This window comes from Staphylococcus sp. HMSC063A07 (assembly GCF_001836955.1).
Lineage (GTDB): Bacteria > Bacillota > Bacilli > Staphylococcales > Staphylococcaceae > Staphylococcus > Staphylococcus lugdunensis.
Genome location: NZ_KV830916.1, coordinates 24,471 through 46,897, shown reverse-complemented (window position 1 = coordinate 46,897; position 22,427 = coordinate 24,471). Strand labels below are relative to the sequence as shown.

The window sequence follows — 22,427 nt, the reverse complement described above, 5'->3', positions numbered from 1 at the left end:
ACTTATTTTGCTTTGTGCTTTAAAATAACATATATACACTTTGATACAAACGATGAACAGAGGAGGATACACCCGTGTCTACAACAGAAAAGCAACGTCAACAACTTGCTGACTTACAAAAGAAACTATGGTCTATTGCCAATGATTTACGCGGCAATATGGATGCCAATGAATTTAAAAACTATATCTTAGGTTTAATCTTTTATCGCTTCTTAAGTGAGAAGAATGAAGACATCGCAGCGGGCTTACTTAAAGAAGACGATATTTCATATGAAGAAGCCATGAATAACGATACATATAAACCCATTGTGGAAAAGGAACTCATTGCACGTATTGGCTTTGTGATTGAACCTCAATTTCTTTTCAGCAATCTTATAAACAAAATTGAGGCCCAAACGTTCCAAATTGAAGACTTAAGCAATGCGGTTAAAAATGTTGAAAATTCTACCCGAGGCCATGACAGTGAAGATGACTTCATTCACCTCTTTGACGATATGGATCTAACATCAAGCCGTTTAGGTAATACCAATGCTAAACGTACCCAACTCATCTCTAAAGTGATGGTTCAAATTGCTACCCTACCATTCGTCCATAGTGATCTTGAAATCGATATGTTAGGCGATGCGTATGAATATTTAATCGGCCAATTCGCTGCTTCTGCAGGTAAAAAAGCCGGAGAATTCTATACACCGCAACAAGTATCAACAATCTTAGCTAAAATTGTAACAACAGGTAGAAATGATTTACGTAGCGTCTATGACCCTACTTGTGGCTCTGGTTCCCTATTACTTCGTGTTGGTGCAGAAGCAAAAGTTCGCCAATATTATGGACAAGAATATAACAGTACAACATACAACTTAGCACGCATGAACATGTTACTCCATGACGTCAATTATAAACAATTCCAAATTGAAAATGACGATACATTAGAAAGCCCTGCCGTACATGACGAACGCTTTGATGCAGTTGTCGCAAACCCGCCATATAGTGCACATTGGAGTGCAGACCCATCCTTCTTAGAAGATGAACGGTTCAGTAACTATGGCAAATTAGCACCTAAAAAAACAGCAGATTATGCTTTTATTCAACATATGATTTATCACTTAGATGATCATGGTACTATGGCTGTTGTATTACCACACGGTGTATTATTTCGTGGAAATGCAGAAGGCACAATTCGTAAATATTTAATTGAAGACAAGAATTACATTGATGCAGTGATTGGCTTACCTGCTAATCTATTCTTTGGCACAAATATCCCAACCTGCATTCTAGTTTTCAAGAAATGTCGTGAAGAAAGCGACGATGTGTTATTTATTGACGCTTCTCAATCCTTTGAAAAAGGTAAAAACCAAAATCACCTTACCGACGACGACGTGAATAAAATTGTAGACACCTATCGTCAAAGAGAAACCATTGATAAATACAGCTTTGTAGTGTCATTAGATGAAATTAGAGAGAATGACTATAACTTAAACATTCCGAGATACGTTGATACCTTTGAAGAAGAAGAACCGATTGATTTAGACCAAGTTCAACAAAAACTCAAAGATATTGATAAAGAAATTGCGAATGTTGAATCAGAAATCAATGAATATCTCAAAGAATTAGGAGTGGTCAACCATGACTAATGAACAAAAAAATGTACCAGAATTGAGATTTCCGGAGTTTAAAGGGGAGTGGGTAAGAAAGAAACTAAAAAATATAGCTTCATTTGGAAAAGGTAAGTCTTTATCTAAAAAAGATATTAGTAAGGAAGGTCATCCATGTATCTTATACGGAGAACTTTATACTAAGTATGGTCCTATCACTACTAAAGTTTATAGTAAGACTAATAAGTTAGATAAAAAACTTGTTTATTCAGAGAAAAATCAAGTGTTAATTCCATCTTCAGGTGAAACTGACATTGATATAGCTACTGCTACTTGTATTAATATTAGCGAAAAAATCATAATTGGTGGGGATCTTAATATAATTACACCTAAAATTGCAGACGGGAGATTTATATCATTATATATAAATGGAAAAGGAAAGTATAATTTAGCAAAATATGCACAAGGTAAATCAGTAGTCCACTTATATAATTCAGATATTAAAAAATTAGAGTTTTTTCTTCCAAAAGAGATTAGTGAACAAGAAAAAATAGGTAATTTTTTTAGCAAACTCGACCGTCAAATTGAATTAGAAGAACAAAAACTCGAACTCCTAAAACAACAAAAGAAAGGATATATGCAAAAGATATTCTCACAAGAAATAAAATTTAAAGATGAAAATGGAAATGATTATCCTGAATGGATAGAAAAAACTATTGAAGAAGTAACGAAATATATCAGTTCTAAAAAAAGTTCCAATCAATATATTGAAAATAATACATTAGGAAGTTATCCAGTTTATGATGCTATCCAAGAAATTGCAAAAGATTCTCAATACGATATGGAAGAACCTTATATTTCAATATTAAAAGATGGTGCTGGTGTTGGGCGTTTAAATTTAAGAGCAGGTAAGTCCTCTGTTATAGGTACAATGGGATATTTACTTCCTAAATATATAGACATTCAATTTTTATATTATCGCATGAAATTACTTGAATTTAAAAAGTATATAATTGGTAGTACGATACCACATTTATATTATAAAGATTATTCTAAAGAAAAATTAAAAATACCATCAAGTAGTGACGAACAAAAGAAAATAGGAACCTCCTTAAAAAAACTTGATGACTACATAGAAAAACAATCATCAAAAGTTGAATTTTTAAAACAACGTAAACAAGGGTTATTACAGAAAATGTTCATTTGATTCTGATAAAGGCATTATGTAAATGAAAAAGTTATGACACAATGCCGCATAGTGTGCTTATTTGCAGCGGTAATATATTCATAGAGATTATTCGTTGTTACGTTTAATTTTATAAAACGTTTGCCTAGTAATATTAAGATTAGGAAAGCATCAAACTACTTCGATTAAAAAATGAGTGTGATATATGATAAAACATTCTATATTATGGAGTAAAAGTGTTATACCTCTTTATTTTTTCGTGGCATTTCTTACTTTTTTACTATTTCATTTTTATTTAAAGTCTGACAATATCAGTATATATATTATTATATTCACGTTAATAGGATTTGGTATAACTTCAATGATTTACAATACAAAGTATATCTAACGATGAAAAGTTGACTACATTGCAGTCAACTTTTTTTATTCTTCCCAGCCACCTTCCAATATAGTATTAAGAAAAAACCACCCGTCAAACGAATGGTTTTGATTGAATTCACGTTGTCTGTCTTTTTAATAATTTTATTAGTCCGTTGATTTTTAGTGTTTTTCCAATTAAGTTCAACTATATTTTTCTTTATTATCGGTTTATTTTTTGTTCCTTTATTAAAAACTACTATAGTCTCGTTTGAGTTTTTAAAGAATAATTTGAAATATAATTATAAATCAATTTTCTGAGCTTAATATTAATTTTTAAATTACTATGATAAAATCATATTATTACTATTTTAGTTAATTAGGTTATTGAAAACTATAATATATTAAGGAGTTTTTATGGAGACTAAATACAAAACAAAACCACTTATGATATTTATAATGATTGTTTTTGGACTTACTTATATTTTTGGAGGAGTATTGTATTTTGTAAATAATAAAATTATATTATCTAATTTAATAATGCTTTTCCCTGCAATATCTGCAATTATTGTTTGGATTTATTTTTATAAACATCAAAAATTTACAGAATTTTTTTCCTTACGTATTGGTAAACTCAAATATTGGGCTATCTATCCATTCACTATGATAATTATTATAACCTTAATTTATTTAATTTCTTATGTTGTAAACCCTAATCAGTTTTTAGATATTTTTGATATAATGCATAAATTACTTATTCCTCTAGTAGTAAATATAACTGTTGGTGTATTAGTTAGTCTGGTAGCATATTTAGGTGAAGAATTAGGTTGGCGAGCTTTTATGTATCCTATATTAATAGATAAATTAGGTACAAAGAAAGGTTTACTTAGTGGTGGAATTATATGGGGGTTTTGGCATTTACCCCTCATTTTACAAGGACATAATTATCCAAATAATCCTAGTTTAGGTGTTTTTTTGATGGTAGCTATGTGTATACCATTAGGTATTATTCTTTATTACACGTACTTAAAAACTAAAAGTGTCTTTATGCCTGCTGTTTTACATGGTATTTTTAATCAATTTTCAACTACTGTCTATATGTTTGCTCTTAAAAGAAGTGAGTTTAACTCATTAATTTATGGTCCAACAGGAGTTATTGGAATAATAGTTTTAAGTATTTTCGCATTAATTTTGATTTTGAAAATAGATAATATCGACAGAAAATCTTGATTTTAAAATTACGACTTATTTGTTGTTTTGATAGCCAGTCAGATGAGTTTGACTGCTTTAATAATTCAGCTCTTTTCTTTGTTTAAACTTAGCGGTTATTATATATAAATTTTTATTTATAAATAGATCAGTGATGAAAAAATAATCTAAATTTAAATGATAATAGCAATGCAAAACTAATAGATAAATATGCTGTTAAATCTGAAACATTAGGTGGTAATATTCCTTCATTCTTCCAAATAAAAATATTGCGATGGATTTATAATGAGGAATTCTATATTTTTGAAAGGAGTTATAAAATTGCGTGTTTTATTATTATTTATTGGAACTATTTTAGTAACAATATTAATAATTGGAAGTATGATGGGGTTTTTCAATAACTCTATTCCCCCATGGATGTTAATAATTTTTTGGGCGGCAAGTATTGTTATTTTATTGGGAACTGTTATGATAAGACGCTATTATAAACAAAAATATAAAAGAGAACTTACTTTATATGAAAAAAGTCCTAACTTACAGGAGAATGAATTTTTTTATCAAGCTCCATTGTATTTATTCGATGACATATATATTAAAATTCATGGTATGACTGATACTGTATGGACTCCTTATTTTAATAATAATCTTCAAAAGTGGCTAAGTATATTGGATATTTTTCCGACCTATGGTGTCAAGCTTACGTCATCAGATCACGATATCATTTTAAAAAGAGTTAAATTATGGTCTTTAAGACCACATTATAGAGTCTGTATTGATGGATCAGAAGTCGGCATATTACAGATGATAAAGTTGGTAAAAGGAGGAATAAAACAACAAACTCCTTATGTTTTTCTAGACATTAATTACACATATAAGTTTAATAACCCTTATTTTTCAACTAAAATGGTGATAATAGGAAAAGAAAACAATAAAATATTAACAGCGCAACGTTCATTTTTTGATTTAGGTAAAAATCTAGTAACTCGACGTAGAGGAGAAAACCACAATATAGAAATCGAATCAAATGATACCCCAATACCATATCCTCCCGAACTTTGGATTACTTTATACATCCAAGTAATGATAAATAAGCAAAAGGAACAATAGAAAAATGCTTAGTTTAGAAAAAAAGAGTGTGAATTCGCACTCCTTTTTCTTGTATAATTATTAAAATCTCAATTCAATAATATAATATGAGATTTGAGAGACTGTGAGAACCTCTCATTTACATTGAACATCAATTTATCAAGATAGTTTTCCTTATCGTGCTTGATTCTATAAACTATCTGTCTTGTAATATTAACCTCTTTCGCAATCTGACTAATTACTTTGCCTTCTTCTAACACTTCTGCAATATGATGATAGATAACACATTTTTTAGGATCTTCGCATTTAGTGAATAAAGTAAAGTACGCCCTTTAGGTATCCCTTGGTCTTTCACAACTTGAATGCCTCAAGCTTGTCGACGTTTACTTTTATTTCTCTCCTGTTCTGAAACTATTGCTAAAATTTGAACGATTAAATCTTTCATAAACTTATCTAATAACGGATTCCCAATAACTTCATTCATCATAGGCTAGCTTGTAATCATTTTAAATATCTCTATTTTGAATATTAAATAGTTTTTTAAGATTTAGAACTTGTTTATAGAGATTTATGCTTAAAAATGTCTCCAATCAAAATATGTAAATATAAGCCAAATAAATACATCAAGTTAAAAAGTTAAGTAAACAACTAAAAATCATTTCAAATCCCTCTGGTAACCATTATTTATTTCTGAAACGCTTTTATTATTATATTATTTTATATGAACCACTACCTATAGTTTAAACCGTCTAAAACGTATAATTAGAGTGTCTGTCGTGCTATTGTCGTCTAATTGTCGGCAATTTTTCGTGGTTATATTTATGAAAAAGGAGTAACTTATTAACATGGACAAATCAAGAGTTGCAAAAATCATAAAAAGTAAATCGATGACACAAGAGAATTTAGCAGAAAAGGCCTGTGTAACAGTGAGAACTATTCAAAGAATTGAAGCAGGAGAGGAGGTTAGCAGTAAAACATTAAAAAGTATTTCAAATGCTTTAGATGTAACAATTAATGAATTATTTGAATCAATTGATTCACCGGATAAGGAGGCAGAAATAATGGAGATATCTAAAGAGCAGCAAAAACAGTTTAAATACCGCCAAAATGAAATATTTACTATAAGATTAATAATATTTGGGGTTATATTTCTACTTTTAGCTTTTTTTGCCATCTTTATAAGTGAGCTAAACGGCCTAAAACAAGAGATTTTTGGAATTATTTGGCTGTTCACTTTATTTTTAAGTTTAGCTATAGCACATTATTTCTTAAATGTATTTATCTCAAAAAAATTAGATGAAAAATATCCTATGACTTTAGGAATGAATAATAAAAGGTCTCATAGAAGAAATGAATCTGCTTCAAATGGCTGGGATTTTTTATCAAGAAATTGGTGGATGATTTTTCCAATTGGCGGATTTTTAAGTTGGCTCATTCCTCAATTATTAGGAAAATAATAACAAGTTAAGACAAAATAAAAGCGTTTTTGAAGTGATTTACTTAATAATTCATACAAATTCAAGTGGGTCTGGAACATAAAGTTCCTGGACTAAAGAGAAAATGGTAATTTCTAGTGAAACAAGATAGAAATTACCATTTTCTTTAATCCGATATGTTTATGTCCCGAACTGTATTTTTCTGAGATTTATGTCCCAGACCCTTTTTGGTATTGCTTTTGCTCCTATTTGTAATTTTAGTTGAGCTAATCAGGTAGCGGGACAGAATTCATAATGAATTCGTAGTCCTGTCGCCCCGCATGGTTGATTAGGATTGAAATAACTTGGTATCCAGCGTATTTTCAATCCAGTCAACTGCTGCCAATATATAGTTCATAGACTAAAACATCATTATGTCCCAGACTCAAAACTAAAAAAACTATTTTGTCACTCAAAAAAAGCGCTTGAATACTGAATTACTCCAGAAGCTTCATCTAAAGCATTTTTCTTTAATTCTATCGCCATCAATAATTCATCTGGTACATCAAACGGTGCTTGAATGCCCCAATTAGAAGCTTGTTTAAATCCGAATTTAGGATAGTATTCTGCATGTCCCATTACTATAACTGACCCGAAATTAAGTTTCTTTGCTATTTCTAAAGATTTTTGTATTAAACTTCGTCCTACACCTTTGTTTTGATAATCGGGCAATACAGAAACTGGTGCTAAAGCTAATGATTCTGTATTTTTCTCATCATTAACAATAACAATCTTAGTTAATAATATATGACCAATCATTTTGTTTTTATCTACAGCAACTAATGATAAATCTGGAACAAACGCATCGGAATTTCTCAAATTCGCAACTAATCTATGTTCACTCTGATCACTATATGATTCATTAGCAAATGCGTTTTTCACAACTTCCTCTGTAAACTTATAATCTTCTTTTTCCTCTGTTCTAATCGTAAAATCCATGTTCTCACCTTATCTTATTATATAAGTTAAATATGCCTTCTAACTATTTTTGATTTCTCTCTTCTTCTAAATTTTTTAATAAAAATCATATATTTTTATTATCTTCCTTTGATCATACGAAGCGATGCCTATATCTCTTTTGTATCCGCTCAAAACTTTTTGAAATAAATTCATGTTTGATATTCTTGATGTTAATGACACCGGCATTAATGTAATACCATTTCCAGCTTTAATGTTCGCTATTACAGATTCAAAATGTTTATTATAGTTTAAATTTAATTTGTCTTCCATTGATCTATTTTTAATAAAATCATACGTATCGCAGGGTGGATTTTGTATATAAATTTTCTCACTTAATAATTCATTTATCTCAATTTTTGAACTCTCAGTAAATTTATTGTCATCATTATAAATAACCATAAAATTTTCACTATATAATCTTTTGCGATATATATCACGATTATTTAGCTTTGATACATCCCCAATAAGTAAATCTATATTACCTTTAGACAATTCTTCTATTAAAATAGAAGTGCTATCTTCAATGATTAAGTTAGCTATCTCATCAAAACCTCTATTTTTATATTTATTCGTTAAAGAAAAACTAGGAATAACACCTATTTTCCATTTAGAATCAAAAGAAATATTCAACTGTTTCTTTAAATCAGCAATAGAATGTTGAATCTCTCTAAATGTATTAAATACCAGTTTCCCCTCTTCATTTAAGAAAATACCTTTTGAAGTTCTATAAAATAAATGACAGTTAAAATATGCTTCAACGCTTTTAATTCTCTTACTAAGCGCTGGCGTACTAATATTTAACTCTTGTGATGCTTTATTTATACTATTATATTCAGCTACTCTAATAAAATCTTGTATATATTCAAAGTTCATTAGCTTCTCCTTTTAGTATTAACTATTAGTTAATACCCCTTTAAATGATTACTTATTCACACATACTTCCAGGTGTTTTATCTTTATATCAGAAAACAATATTTCGTGTTATAAATATTAACTTTTATAGGGTGGAATGATGATGAAAAAAGTATGGGTTTTAACCATTGGTATGTTTGCTTTAGGCATGGATGCATATATTGTAGCAGGATTAATTCCTGCCATAGGCGATAATTTTAATAAAAATAGTGCTGAAGTTGGACAAGGTGTTACAGTATTTACTTTATTCTTTGCTATTTCAGCACCCATTTTTTCTACTTTATTAGCAAAAAATGAAGTGAAAAATATATTAATATTAGCTATCAGTGTCTTCTCTTTAGCAAATTTAATTACTGCGTTAGCTCCTAACTATGCGATTTATATCATTTCAAGAGCAATAGCTGGATTGGGCGCAGGTATCTTTTCACCTATTGCGGTTAGCTCAAGTAGCCATCTAGTATCCAAAAAGCATAAAGGAAAAGCCATCGCATTTACAGTTGGTGGAATGAGTGTAGGAACAGTCGTGGGAGTGCCATTAGGTTTAGAAGTTTCAAAATATACGAATTGGCGCTTTTCCATATTAATAATAGTACTTATCGGTCTAATTGGCTTAATGAGTATATTAAAATACCTGCCAAGATTTAAAGTACAAGCACCACCTAATTTAAAATCACGCTTCAAATTATTTTTAGATAAACATGTATTAAGCGTTGTATTCGTAACATTATGCGCTGCCATTGCGAGTCTGGGATTGTATACTTATTTAGCTGATATAATCAAAGAAAGTGGTAACACAGAATATCTTACATGCTACTTAACTGCATGGGATGTAGGTGGATTAATAGGAAGTTTTGGAATCGGATTTTTAATTGATAAATTTAAAAATCCTGCCGTCTTAATGCTTATTATTTTATTTGCGTTAGCCTTAAGCTTCGCATTACTTAACGTTACAATTCAAGTACCTTTTTTAAATTTTATACCTTTTATTTTATGGGGTGCTATGGGTTGGGCAACACAGGCGCCTCAACAACATATATTATTACAAAATCATGCTAATCATGGTGGTGCCGCCGTTGCACTAAATAGCTCCATCAACTATTTAGGTAGTGCATTGGGTTCAGCTCTAGGTGGGATAATTCTACTTAAATTTATTAATACAAATATGCTTATTTATAGCGCTATTATCATTACTGTTATTGGTATCATGTTACAGATAATGAATATTACGATTGATAGAAAAAATAATTAATTTGGTATTTTTTACTATCATGTTTTAAATAGTGTATGAACATGATAAAGACCGAGCCCGATAACTAGTGTGAATAGTTATCGGGCTCTTGCTGAGTAATCAAAAATATACTTTTGATTATCTATATCTACAATGGGACCTCGATTAATAATCATTAATTTTTGGGAACCTTATCTTAGATATATGATACTTCCTATTGTTTTCACTTTATTTCACCTGTCTTTCTATATTTTTAATTTTGGCATGAACTTTTCTATCAGAAATTGAAGCCATATTCATAAATGAAAATACAAAAAAATACCTAACCAACATATATAAATCCATATATTTTGTATATTCTCAATAACCATCATATAAAATAGCCCAACTATTAAATATATAGAAATCAAATAACAAAACACCACCAGTACCATATTTTTGAATGATGGAATCAACATTACTTTTTGTGTGCTATTTTTATTAAATGCTGGATGATTCAACTTCTTTCTTATAGATAAACGTAGTGCTATCACACCGACAAATCCAATTAAAAATAGCACAAACATCCATATTTGACTAATATTAATATTCATTAAGCCAATAAAACTTCTTAATAATACACTGATAGTAACACCAATTCCAGCAGCTATTAAACCTTGATTGCTCTGATTTTGGTTATTAAATATATTTAAATTATTAAACTCTTTGTAACTCAGTTCTGTATATTTAATAGGTATAAACCAATTCAACATAGGGCATAAATATGAATACCAATTTTGTTCTAAATCGATCATTAAATATCTATTATCTTTTTGAATGATTTTATATCTAGGATTTTTATATATCGTATATACATTTTCCATTTATTCTTAGCAACTCCATACACCTTTTTGTTTATATCATACTATACATTCAACTTTGCAACAGAACTATCGACACCATAATCATTTGTGCAATAAAATAATTCTAAATTCAAGATAATTCACTCCAACATAAAAAAAGAGGGAGCGGAACAGCATTCATTATGAATTCGTCGTCCCGTCCCGGCAAGGTGACTAGGATTGAATAAAGCTTAGTATAAGCGTATTTTCAATCCAGTCAACTACTGTCAATATTTAGTTCATAGCTTAAAACATAATTATGTCCTAGGCTCTTTCCGTTCGGACTTACCAGCCAGATTGGGATTAGAGCCTTTTTTATTATTTAAAAAAACATATAAAATTAAACCTACTAGGCCAGCGACTAGCATGCCACATATTCTTGGTATCCATATGCTTTGCATAATATTGTCTAAAATACTTGTTGTCAAAGAATCTAAAACTGCACTAAGCATAAATAATATAAATCAATTAAACGTATTCATTTAAATGTCCCCTTAACCGTATTATTTTAATAAGTTTTTCTTAAACACTTTGTGAATATCCATATTTTCATCTACGAGTGATTACAAGCTATAAATCCTCCAGCATAAAGTGTCCTAATACCTCATTCAATGGGACCACTAACACCTAGAGCTATCATCGCTCTTATTGTAGCAACAGTATGCGCAAAATTTCCACTTATTACTGCCGAATGTGATACCTAAAAAACTCCCTATAACTGTAATTAGTCTTGAAGCATTTAACATTAAAATACCTTAAAAATATTAATAAATTTCAGTTTTAACATACTAAAATTATGAAATTGTTGCAAAATTGAAATAAATTAAAATCGTAAAAAATTGGCATAATTTTAATAAGTATAGTAATTTGAAAGTGATTATAATCAATAAATTTGGAGTTGATATTTTTCTCTGACACTTTTGCAAAATAAAATTATAGAAAAAGGAGGAGGAATCGCTCGTGTCTTCTAATTTTGTTATTGTAATAATTACAATACTAATGATTGTGTGTATTGATGCGATTTTTTACTATGTATCTAAAATAAAACATGCACCTAAAAAAATATTAATAACCATGGTCGCTTTTTTTGTCTCGATATTCTTAGTTTTCTTATTTATAATAGCGATACTTGAAATTGGAGCGATGGTTGATACAGGTCAATTATTTGTATAAGAAAAGGAGAGATAGCAATGAAAAAACGCATATTTTTATGTTTAATCTTTTTGCTCCCCATTGATTTCATCACTATTGCACTAGACTACCATTTCCAAGTAGGGTTGCTTTATGTTTACATACCTGCACTCATATTACCTGTTATTCTTACTTTCTGTTTTAAATGGGAAAAAGACTTTCGGCTCATATTATCAATGAAAGTATGCAGATTTATTATTTCATGGGGACTTGCTAAAATATTTATCGATTTCATGAAGTCTGCAGAGTATTATGAAATGTTTGATGGTGCAGGTGCGATAATTAGCCTAGTAATTGGAGAAGAAATAATTTTTATTATCGCAATAACTGTGTTTTTGTTAAGTAAGGAAATTAAAAAGTTATTTATCACACAATAAATTTTTCATAAGAACTCAAAAACGCATCGTTTTATACTTATTAAGCCTCACATAAACAGCATATAAAGTTGAAATCCGATTTAAGAAGATAAACAAAAGGAAATCGGCATTCCATAAATCCGATTTCCTTAAGCGTATTTACAATGGTCATTGTTGTATATTTTTTAATTTATTGACCAGCATTTCTCTATATCAATTATTTATAGCATCTTTTCTTTAATGTAATCATAGTTACCTTCAAATTTTTCTAATGTTTTATTTTTTAATAAGTAAGTTGTATTAAATAACTTATTAAGGAAATATCTATCATGTGAAACTGTAATGATGGTTCCATTGAAGTCTAATAAAGCATCTTCTATGATTTCTTTGGCGTCTATATCCAAATGGTTTGTTGGTTCGTCTAAAACAAGTAAATTATAATCCGTGTTTACGAGTTGTGCCCATCTTAATCTTATTTTTTCTCCTCCGCTTAACTCATTAACTTTTTTAAATACATCTTTACCATAAAACATAAAATGAGCTAAAATATGTCTCGCTTGGTCTTCTGATACATTGACTTTTTTACGAAATGTGTGTAACAAAGTATCATTGCCATCCCTTTCAAATTCATGCTGTGAAAGATAACCAATTTTTAAATTACTTGCCGTTTTAATTGAACCTTTATCTATTGAAGTCAGCCCTAAAATTATTTTTAATAATGTTGTTTTTCCAGTACCATTATCTCCTATAATAGCAACATGTTCGCCTCTTCTGATTAACATATTTACGTTTCTAAATAATACATCATCATATGCTTTAGTAACATTTTCCATTTCAATCACTCTATTCGAGACGTTCATGCCTTCTTCTAGTGTTATATGCATCTTTTTTGAATCTAAAAGCGGTTTTTCTAAGCGTTGAATGCGATTTAAAGCTTTTTCCATACTTTTAGCTCGGCGAAACATTGCAGCATTAGGTGGCTTCGCTTGACTAGCCCATGTTCTTAATTGTTTGATTGATTCTTTCATTTTCTTTATTTTCTTTTGTTGCGTTTTATAGGCTTCGAATTCAATCAACAATCTTTTGTCTCTTTCTTCAACAAAATATGAATAATTTCCATTATAAAAATGAAGCTTTTTTTGATCTATTTCTATAATTTGATTAACTGTTTCATCTAAAAAGTAACGATCATGTGACACGATCACCGTAGCACTATCATTATTTTTTATATAGCTAGCCAACCATTCTATAGATTTAACATCGAGGTGATTTGTTGGCTCATCTAAAAGAAGCAAATCCGTAGGCTTAATTAACATCTGTGCTATACCTACTTTAGTACGTTCTCCCCCTGATAAATCTCCCCACTTTGCTTTAAGTAAATGCGCGATATTTAAACCGTGAGTAACTTTACGTATTTTAGCATCTATCTCATACCCGCCATTTTCTTCATAATATGTCTGCAATTCACCATAGCGCGCCACTAATGAATTTATATTTTCTCTTTCTTCAATCATTTTAGTTTCAATTGTTTCCAGCTGTTTTGATATCGTATCTAATTCTTTAAATACAGATTTTATACATTGATAAACACTTTCACTTTTTTCATAATCAGGTATTTGATTTAAGTAACCTATCTTAATATCCTTCTTCCAACTAATCACACCAGTCGAAGGTCTTTCCATGCCAGAAAGTAGTTTTAATAAAGTGGTCTTCCCTTCACCATTACGACCTACTAATCCTAAAGTATCACCTGAATTAAGTGTTATTTTAATATGATCGAATAATATATCTTCCGTATATTTTTTAGAAATATTCGATGCATTTAGTATATTCATTTTTCTTCCTCCAATTTATCTATAAGGAAGAAATATATTGTGTCAGTTCCTTATAGATTGATCATTAACTTCAAAATAGACAGACTCCGCCAATTTTGTAATTAAGATCGAAAATTTGTTGCGTATGATTTGTAAATATCTGCAACAATGAACTATAAGAAACATTTAGACACCTCCTCAAATGTAATTTATAAACATTTTACAATAAAAAAGGATTCACTTAAAGCGTATGCAGAGCATGATTATTAGTATGCTTATTTCGAAGATTTCTTTTCAATATTTTTTAAGGAAAATATCATTAATTAAATATTAATCAGCTTTATTACCTTAGTTCATCAATTGATATATCCAATCTGCGACATAAGTTTCTGTAAATGCAGCAAGTATAATTAATGGTAAGGTGAAAATAAAATATATTTTAATAACTTTAAATAGACTCTTTTTAAAAGGATAATTGTCTTTCTTCTTTTTTCTAAACAGATTGGTTACTTTTCTTACAATGGCTTTGTTTAACATATATAAGCCACTTGCAAGAATACAATATGCCATGATTTCAAGCGTATAGTGTGGTATGTATGCAATGATTGCGGTAAATGCTTTGTGTAAATCAAAATTAAGAAAAATTCCAAACATGATTCCTGGTATAATAACTGAGATAACAATGTTTAACATATAAAGAAATGGTATCGGTATAAGTGCTAATATAAACATTTGAACTGGCACGAAACAACCATTATTTACTATAAAATGCCAAACTTTACTTAGCCCTTGGGGGTTACTACTTATATTCGTAGATGAATTCCCTAAATGTTTGACATCATTAATTGCAGGATGACAGAAATACGTAATGACTGTCGTTATCATCAATATAATTGTAGCTAAAGCGAATACTTTCAGTGCATGTTTATATACATTTTTATCTATTGATTTTATCAAAGTATCTCCTCCTATATTTATCATATTATCAAACACTCTAAAATTTTAAACTATTTAAAAACCAAAACAAAGTAAAATATTGTAACGTTGATTAATGTCATTATCCTGCTTTTTTAATTGCATGTGTTAAGCAAATTAAGTTTATCGATTATTGAACGAAATTAATCAACAACATATAACTTATTTTATAAAAGCCATTATTTTCAAAACATTACAACAAGCCAAGCAAATTGGAGTGGGGCCCCAACAAAATGGCTTTCCAAAAGAAAGGCAACGGACAAAGCAAGTTGGGGTGGGGCCCCAACAAAGAGAATTTCGATAAGAAATTCACCAAACAAAGCAAGTTGGGGTGACTAAGACAGTATCATAGACACACGAAACCATATCATGCGAAGTACTATAAACAAAAAAGCCAGTAAATGCATTTACAAAAACGCATCTACTGGCTCATTTTTCTAGGATTAATATCCCAGCCTGTGCTCATTTGATTTAAGCCTTTACTTTAATATGACTCATTTTACCGGAAGTTTCTGAATTACTATAGAGTAGTTGATCAAATGATAAAATAATAGCTAACATGATAATCAATACATTAGAATTGAGATGGGGCTCCCCCATTGAACCAAAAATTTTGAAGCTTAAGAATACGAAACTCACAACTGCAATAACATATAAAATAATACTTATCACCATTGTGAATATCTCTGGAAAGATATAAGCACGTTTCTCAGTTTCTATTTGTTCAATGTTTAATCTTTTTCTTTTTCGCTTATCTATTAGCCATTTTATAATAAATATTAAAACCATCAATGCAATGATAATAAGCGGAGGATAATGTTTTAGAAAAAAATTGTCGACCACATTGGCTCTATAGTAAATGAACAATATCACGATGCCAATTAATGTTATCATCATATTTTTGACTTTGCTTTCCACCGATTGTTGTACTGTTGTTAAACTAAAGTATGCGTCGTCACTGATTTCCATTAAACGATGCGGGAGAAGGTAATTCAATAATGGAAAAATGTAAGTTAATTTATTTCGATTAAGATCAATGACATAGTGCTTTTCTCCATCATGAATAATTTTATATTTGCTATTATTTTTAATTGAATCGATGGTTACATGCTTCATAACGAATCATTCCCTTTCCATTGAATTACGTTTGTATCATCAGTCTTGCAAGTATTTTAAACTTTTCAATTCATAGTCATTTCATATTATATAATAATTTCCCTAATATTTATCATATAAATTGATTTTTTTGTAAAATTTTAAGCTTTTCATGCATAGCTCACATTAAAAAAACCAAATGAACACCGTCTTATGTATACATAGACGATAGTCATTTGGCTTCTCCGTATTTATTCTGGTCGAACGTTGCGCTTCATTTTCACGTATTGAGAAATACTGTATAATGCAATGCCAATCCAGATAAAGATAAATGTAATAAATTGATGAATATCAAATGGTTCTTTGAAGACAAAGATGCCCAGTAAGAAAATAATAGTTGGGCTAACATACTGAATAAATCCTGTTAACGATAATGGTATGCGACGCGCACCTGCTGAGAACAAGATTAATGGCACTGCTGTTACCGCACCTGAGAATAGCAACCAGAATGATGCCATATTGATACCTACTGAAGTATGGTGTATTTGCCATAAGTAAATGATATAAATGAGTCCTGCTGGTGCTGTCACAATACATTCAATGGCAATACCCGTCATAGCATCTACACGAACTAATTTTTTCAATAAGCCGTAAATGCCAAATGAGAAAGCCAACATGAGTGAAATCATTGGAAATTCCCCTACTCGAATGGTCATATAAAGCACACCAATTGCGGCAAATACAATGGCTAATGACTCAAATTTATTAAACCTTTCTTTTAGAAAAATAAATGCCAATAAAATACTTACGAGTGGGTTGATATAATAACCTAAACTGGTTTGTAGCACATGTCCATTTGACACAGCCCAAATAAATGTCCCCCAATTAAGCGTAATAACATAACCAGCGACAATAATGGCAATAAGCTGTATCGGTGTCGCAAATAAGTGTGTTAAATCACGTTTAAATGCAGTACTTTGTTTGAGTATGTAAATCATGATAATCATAAAGATCATTGATAAGATAATTCGATACGCTAGAATTTCAAAAGCGCTGATATTGCCAATGAGCCTCCAATAAATAGGTAAAATTCCCCATAATAAATGCGCACCTAACGCAAACAGTACGCCTTTTTTAAATTCAATATTGGAATTCATAACTAAACCTCCTAACACAATTCCCCTGGAAATAAGTCTCAATAATATTATGTTATCAATAGTTATGACATTTTAGTATACTTCCTGCTCAAAAAATTAAAATTTGTCATACTATGCAACTATGATTAGGTCATGTCATCTTTATACTGACATTAAAATCGCATGGTCAATCAATGACATATGAATATTCAATATTTTAGCAACACACTAGATAGAACAAGCCCTGGGGCCTCAACAAAAAGAATTTCAATAAGAAATTCCACAAGCACAGCAAGTTGGGGTGGGGCCCCAACAAAGAGGCTTTCGAAAAAAAAGCCAACATACAACGCAAGTTGGGGGGCCTCAACAAAGAGGCTTTCAATAAGAAATTCCACAAGCAAAGAAAAATTGGCTAAACCAGTTTTTTCTAGCAACGTAAACCGACCCTTAAGCAAGCGAACCAATCATCATAAGCATTGAATTATAAAGGAAGCACAAAGACGATTTTTAATGTCAAATCATCTTTGTGCTATTATTTTGATATTTATGTTCTAGCCTATAATAAATCATGTATCCTAATGATAAATTTTATTGCCGGCTGCTTGGAATTCTTTCGCTTTTTCTTTCATACCTGCTAGCTGTTCTTTATATGAATCACGAATATCATGTGATAATTTCATTGAACAGAATTTAGGACCACACATACTACAGAAGTGTGCAATTTTCGCAGATTCTGATGGCAACGTTTCATCATGGAATTCTCTTGCGCGATCTGGATCTAATGACAAATTGAATTGGTCTATCCAACGAAATTCGAATCGCGCTTTACTAATTGCATCATCACGCACAGTAGCACCTGGTAATCCTTTTGCTAAATCTGCGGCATGGGCTGCTATTTTATAAGTAACTACGCCGTCTCTCACATCATCTTTATTTGGTAAGCCAAGATGCTCTTTCGGTGTAACGTAACATAACATTGCTGTGCCATGACTTGCGATTTGAGCCGCACCAATTGCCGATGTAATATGGTCATACGCTGGCGCGATATCTGTAACTAATGGTCCTAATGTGTAGAACGGTGCTTCCTTACAATAGAAATCTGCTAAGTCTTGGTTCTCTTTAATCTTATGCATTGGAATATGTCCGGGACCTTCAATCATAACTTGAACATCATGTTTCCATGCAATTTCAGTTAGCTCTCCTAATGTTTTTAACTCTGAAATTTGACTTTCATCATTGGCATCATAAATGGAACCTGGGCGCAAACCATCTCCGAGTGAAATTGCCACATCATATTGATTTAAAATTTTACAAATATCTTCAAAATGCGTGTATAAGAAGCTTTCTTCGTGATGTGCCAGACACCATTGTGCAATGATTGAACCGCCGCGTGAGACAATGCCGGTTAAGCGATCGACAGTTAACGGAATATAGTGTAATAGCAAGCCAGCATGAATGGTAAAGTAATCAACACCTTGCTCCGCTTGTTCAATAAGTGTATCGCGATATACTTCCCAAGTTAAATCTTCCGCCACGCCATTCACTTTTTCTAGAGCTTGATAAATGGGTACAGTCCCAACCGGAACTGGTGAATTACGAATCAAATATTCCCGTGTTGAATGTATATTTTTACCGGTTGATAAATCCATCATCGTATCTGTCCCCCAATGAATTGCCCAAACGAGCTTTTCAATTTCTGCTTCTATCGATGATGACACGACCGAATTACCGATATTGGCATTGACTTTAACGGCAAAGTTTTTCCCGATAATCATCGGTTCTGATTCTGGATGATTAACATTATTAGGAATACTGGCACGTCCTCTAGCGATTTCATCTCTGACAAATTCGGGTTCTACCTGTTCACGAACCGCAACAAATTTCATTTCTTTCGTGATGATGCCTTGTTTCGCATAATGCATTTGTGTCACATTTCCACCTTGTTTGGCACGCTTCGGTTGATATTGAAAAGGATGTGCCACATAATTTTTATGGCCTTCCTTTTTAAAACCGTTATCGATAGATTGTATTTTTCGTCCTTTATAGCTTTCAACATCTTGTCGTGCATCAATCCATGACTTTCTAAGCTGAGGAATACCACTGTCAATGTTCACATCATAGTTATCGTCATGATAAGGTCCAGCAGTGTCATAGACGGTAATAGGATCGTTGTGAAATGCATCGTTCTCTAATTGCGTATCCGATAATTCAATTTGACGAAATGGCACTGCAATATCGTCATCACTTCCCTTTTTAAAAATACGTTTGCTTGCCGGAAAATTCTTTTTAAAACGAATCATTTCTTGTTTCATATAAACAGCCTCCTAGATGCTAGACGTGTTTAATATTACTTTGAGAGAAATCCACACAAAAAAGCATTCAGCCTAATACTGAATGCATAAGAAAATAAGCGAATTTATACAAAAAACATATATGTATCAGATAATAGCCAATATCTTTAAAATATTGGTATTTTAACTTGAGTTAACGATATGCCCTATATCTATAACTAACTCTCGTGTTTACTGTACAATCTGTTCTGGCAAAAAGTAAGCAACAGACTACGAGTGAAACACATGCTTAAATAAACTGATAAACATGATGATGTTTTCATTCTTTAGTATAAATGGCTCACTTGCTTCCCTACGCTAGTATTATCTAGATCAGGTTAAAAGGGTTGGAGAAATTCTCCTTTCAGCAAATCAAAGCACCCCTAGCAGATGATATTATGTTGCAGGTATAATTATACCAAACGTGTCATTTTCCTTCAAACCGCTATAAAATAGCACATTTATCTTAGATTATTAAGTTGATAGTGATTCTATGGTCATCAATGTCGTCGTATCCCTCAATCTGTCAATGTGATAATTTTATTATCTATTGTTTGAAAGCATTCGTATCATTGCCTTGATAACTATTTAGATAGACAATTTGTAATCATCAGAAATCAATTCATTCTAAATAAAAAGAAGCCCCACTTCTACTTTGCTAAGCGGGGGTTCTTTTTCAAAATGAAACATCTCTTGCACCTACAGCAACTTATGTTGTATCAATAATTGCTCTATATATGTGCCTTTTATTTTTTTCAAGAAAGCATTAAGGGCAACTTGTTTTAGTTTCTTTTGCTCGACCAGTTCAACCAAGCCTTTACCATCATTGAGTTCGTACATCGCGTCCATTAAGACACGCAAATCAAATTCTGTCGCAACAACTTCTGGAACACCTCGATCTATGTTCAACAATTGATATACGGCTTCCATGGCAGTTCTTACTGAATATTCTGTAGTAAAGACGGTATCTCTCTCTGTTTCTGCAAAATTACCAATAAATGCTAAATTGCGTGATTGATGTGGCACAACAAGTGGTCTATCACCTATGGCTCTTGGCATAAAATATGAGCAAATATAAGGCATATAAACTGGTATGCTATTACATTGGTTTTGAGCAAGATCTTTAATTTGATTAGTAGGCACACCCATATGATATAACCATTCCTGGCAAATTTCGTTACCACTACATTCCACAATCGGCTTGTTGATATAATCCCCTTTGACATTAGAATAGAGTGCATAAATCCATACACTCACCTCATCTTTAGGTTGTGCTTTAAATTGTTGTTGGCGATTAACAGTAAAACTCATTTGCCATGCCGAATCATTAACCGTAATAATACCTCCAGTTACCGTCTTGCCGGCAAGGGGATCTCTCTTGCATATGCTTTCGATAGTATCAATGATTCTCTTATTATTTGTCGTTGCAGTTGCTGACACAAACCAACTTTTTTCAGGTAAATCTTGATAGAACTTTTCAGGGTGACCAAACTCAGGGCTTTGTTTAGCAAGATTACGCCATAAGTTCCAACTGCCTCCTGTGACTTTCGTAGGAGGTGCTGGGGTTTCATTATCTCCATAAGTTGAGCTTTCAGTAATACTACCATTTGTCACAAAGACGAGGTCATTCGGCGTCAATAGCATTGTCTCCTCTTTGCCTTGACGTTTAAGTTTCATTTCGCGAGCAACCTTCTCTGTCGTTGTAACATCTACTTTAATATCAAGTACTTGAACATCATATTCAAACTGTACACCATGGGATTCTAGATAGGCAATCATAGGCAATACTAGTGATTCATATTGATTATATTTTGTAAACTTAAGGGCACTGAAATCTGCTAATCCACCAATGTGATGCACAAAGCGCATTAAATAGCGGCGCATTTCCATCGCAGAATGCCATGGTTCAAAGGCGAACATCGTCTTCCAATAAATCCAAAAGTTCGAATTCATAAAATCTTTTGAAAAGACCTCAGAAATCATCACATCATTTAAATCTTCTTCTGTCATCAAGCATAAATCTATCATTTCTTTGATTGCTTGTTTCGTTAAAGTGAAGTCACCATCCGTTGGTAACTGATGACCTCTTTTTTCAATCACACGGCATCTTGAGTAATTGGGATCTTCTTTATTTAACCAATAAAACTCATCTAATACAGAAGCCCCCTCTACTTCAAGTGATGGAATAGATCTAAATAAATCCCATAGACATTCGAAATGATTCTCCATTTCTCTTCCGCCACGTACGACATAGCCTTTCATAGGAAGTTCATCTCCATCTAAACTTCCACCAGGTTTAGCTAATTCTTCTAACACATGGATTTTTGCCCCATCCATTTGCCCGTCTCTAACTAAGAAACATGCAGCTGCTAAAGATGCTAATCCTGATCCAATTAAATAAGCTGACTTTTGTTCTACGTTTTCAGGTTTTTTTGGTCGCGCAAACGCTTCATAATTTCCATTACTATAGTACATTGATATCACTTCCAAAATTTGTCATATTTTTTAATTTTCAAGATGAAAAGTAGTAAACTATAAGTAATTATTCAGAAAATAAATCTACCCTTCTCTTATATTATAAATAGATGAAGGTCTATTATTGTGAGGCATTTATATGTGTCTGTAACTTAAGCGACATTTACGA

At 31.4% G+C, this 22,427-nt stretch carries 16 protein-coding genes, 3 pseudogenes and 1 riboswitch; of the genes and pseudogenes, 8 read left to right on the top strand and 11 right to left on the bottom strand.

The genetic code is table 11. The annotated features are described in order from the left end of the window. Positions 1–74: 74 nt before the first annotated feature. From HMPREF2597_RS05225 to HMPREF2597_RS05210, 4 genes are all read left to right on the top strand, one after another. Complete coding sequence (locus HMPREF2597_RS05225) at positions 75–1,631, top strand: type I restriction-modification system subunit M (RefSeq protein ID WP_002478746.1); 1,557 nt, start codon at positions 75–77, stop codon at positions 1,629–1,631. Then, positions 1,624–2,799, top strand: coding sequence for a restriction endonuclease subunit S (locus HMPREF2597_RS05220; RefSeq protein ID WP_002478745.1), 1,176 nt, complete (start codon positions 1,624–1,626; stop codon positions 2,797–2,799). The genes HMPREF2597_RS05225 and HMPREF2597_RS05220 overlap by 8 nt, the downstream gene beginning before the upstream one ends. A 753-nt stretch (positions 2,800–3,552) precedes the next feature. Then, positions 3,553–4,365 carry a CPBP family intramembrane glutamic endopeptidase gene (locus HMPREF2597_RS05215; protein ID WP_002478744.1) on the top strand — a complete coding sequence of 271 codons (813 nt, stop codon included), beginning with the start codon at positions 3,553–3,555 and terminating at the stop codon, positions 4,363–4,365. Between the two features lie 300 nt (positions 4,366–4,665). Then, entirely contained in the window at positions 4,666–5,451 is a 786-nt protein-coding gene (locus HMPREF2597_RS05210; protein ID WP_070817220.1) for a hypothetical protein, read from the top strand. A 152-nt stretch (positions 5,452–5,603) separates the two neighbouring features. Here the strand turns inward: HMPREF2597_RS05210 and HMPREF2597_RS12385 are convergent. After that, positions 5,604–5,920, bottom strand: a pseudogene (locus HMPREF2597_RS12385) (helix-turn-helix domain-containing protein); the annotation flags it as partial. Positions 5,921–6,275: 355 nt separating this feature from the next. On the opposite strand from HMPREF2597_RS12385, the gene HMPREF2597_RS05205 reads away from it, so the two are divergent. Next, positions 6,276–6,887, top strand: coding sequence for a helix-turn-helix domain-containing protein (locus HMPREF2597_RS05205; protein WP_002478742.1), 612 nt, complete (start codon positions 6,276–6,278; stop codon positions 6,885–6,887). Between the two features lie 426 nt (positions 6,888–7,313). Here HMPREF2597_RS05205 and HMPREF2597_RS05200 read toward each other — a convergent pair whose 3' ends face one another. Further along, positions 7,314–7,844 carry a GNAT family N-acetyltransferase gene (locus HMPREF2597_RS05200; RefSeq protein WP_002478741.1) on the bottom strand — a complete coding sequence of 177 codons (531 nt, stop codon included), beginning with the start codon at positions 7,842–7,844 and terminating at the stop codon, positions 7,314–7,316. Between the two features lie 75 nt (positions 7,845–7,919). After that, entirely contained in the window at positions 7,920–8,738 is an 819-nt protein-coding gene (locus HMPREF2597_RS05195; RefSeq protein WP_070817219.1) for a LysR family transcriptional regulator, read from the bottom strand. A 142-nt stretch (positions 8,739–8,880) separates the two neighbouring features. On the opposite strand from HMPREF2597_RS05195, the gene HMPREF2597_RS05190 reads away from it, so the two are divergent. After that, positions 8,881–10,026 carry an MFS transporter gene (locus tag HMPREF2597_RS05190; protein WP_070817218.1) on the top strand — a complete coding sequence of 382 codons (1,146 nt, stop codon included), beginning with the start codon at positions 8,881–8,883 and terminating at the stop codon, positions 10,024–10,026. A gap of 89 nt (positions 10,027–10,115) precedes the next feature. On the opposite strand, the pseudogene HMPREF2597_RS12760 reads toward HMPREF2597_RS05190, so the two are convergent. Together HMPREF2597_RS12760 and HMPREF2597_RS05185 are read right to left on the bottom strand one after the other, a co-directional pair. Continuing rightward, positions 10,116–10,232 (bottom strand): annotated as a pseudogene (locus tag HMPREF2597_RS12760) (DUF4176 domain-containing protein); the annotation flags it as partial. A 1-nt stretch (position 10,233) separates the two neighbouring features. Next, positions 10,234–10,868, bottom strand: a pseudogene (locus tag HMPREF2597_RS05185) (DUF443 family protein). A 978-nt stretch (positions 10,869–11,846) separates the two neighbouring features. Here HMPREF2597_RS05185 and HMPREF2597_RS05180 point away from each other — a divergent pair. After that, the gene (locus HMPREF2597_RS05180) at positions 11,847–12,059 is read left to right on the top strand and encodes a hypothetical protein (protein ID WP_002478737.1); all 213 of its coding nucleotides are present in this window, start codon (positions 11,847–11,849) and stop codon (positions 12,057–12,059) included. A 17-nt stretch (positions 12,060–12,076) separates the two neighbouring features. Next, on the top strand, positions 12,077–12,454 hold the full coding sequence (locus HMPREF2597_RS05175) for a hypothetical protein (RefSeq protein WP_002478736.1): 378 nt from the start codon (positions 12,077–12,079) through the stop codon (positions 12,452–12,454). 200 nt (positions 12,455–12,654) lie between these two features. On the opposite strand, the gene abc-f is transcribed toward HMPREF2597_RS05175, so the two are convergent. The 6 genes from abc-f to HMPREF2597_RS05140 all read right to left on the bottom strand — a co-directional run bounded on the left by abc-f (position 12,655) and on the right by HMPREF2597_RS05140 (position 22,258). Next, positions 12,655–14,268, bottom strand: coding sequence for a ribosomal protection-like ABC-F family protein (abc-f, locus tag HMPREF2597_RS05170; protein ID WP_002478735.1), 1,614 nt, complete (start codon positions 14,266–14,268; stop codon positions 12,655–12,657). 327 nt (positions 14,269–14,595) lie between these two features. Then, positions 14,596–15,228, bottom strand: coding sequence for a stage II sporulation protein M (locus HMPREF2597_RS05165; RefSeq protein ID WP_002478734.1), 633 nt, complete (start codon positions 15,226–15,228; stop codon positions 14,596–14,598). 465 nt (positions 15,229–15,693) lie between these two features. After that, positions 15,694–16,338 carry a DUF443 domain-containing protein gene (locus HMPREF2597_RS05160; protein ID WP_002478733.1) on the bottom strand — a complete coding sequence of 215 codons (645 nt, stop codon included), beginning with the start codon at positions 16,336–16,338 and terminating at the stop codon, positions 15,694–15,696. A gap of 230 nt (positions 16,339–16,568) precedes the next feature. Beyond that, on the bottom strand, positions 16,569–17,474 hold the full coding sequence (gene rarD / locus HMPREF2597_RS05155) for an EamA family transporter RarD (protein WP_002478732.1): 906 nt from the start codon (positions 17,472–17,474) through the stop codon (positions 16,569–16,571). A 554-nt stretch (positions 17,475–18,028) separates the two neighbouring features. Beyond that, entirely contained in the window at positions 18,029–19,765 is a 1,737-nt protein-coding gene (gene thiC, locus HMPREF2597_RS05145; RefSeq protein WP_070817217.1) for a phosphomethylpyrimidine synthase ThiC, read from the bottom strand. A gap of 311 nt (positions 19,766–20,076) precedes the next feature. Next, a riboswitch (TPP riboswitch) is annotated at positions 20,077–20,178 on the bottom strand. A gap of 304 nt (positions 20,179–20,482) precedes the next feature. Further along, positions 20,483–22,258 (bottom strand): oleate hydratase, encoded by a 1,776-nt coding sequence (locus HMPREF2597_RS05140; RefSeq protein WP_002478731.1) that lies wholly within the window; start codon positions 22,256–22,258, stop codon positions 20,483–20,485. Between the last annotated feature and the right edge of the window lie 169 nt (positions 22,259–22,427).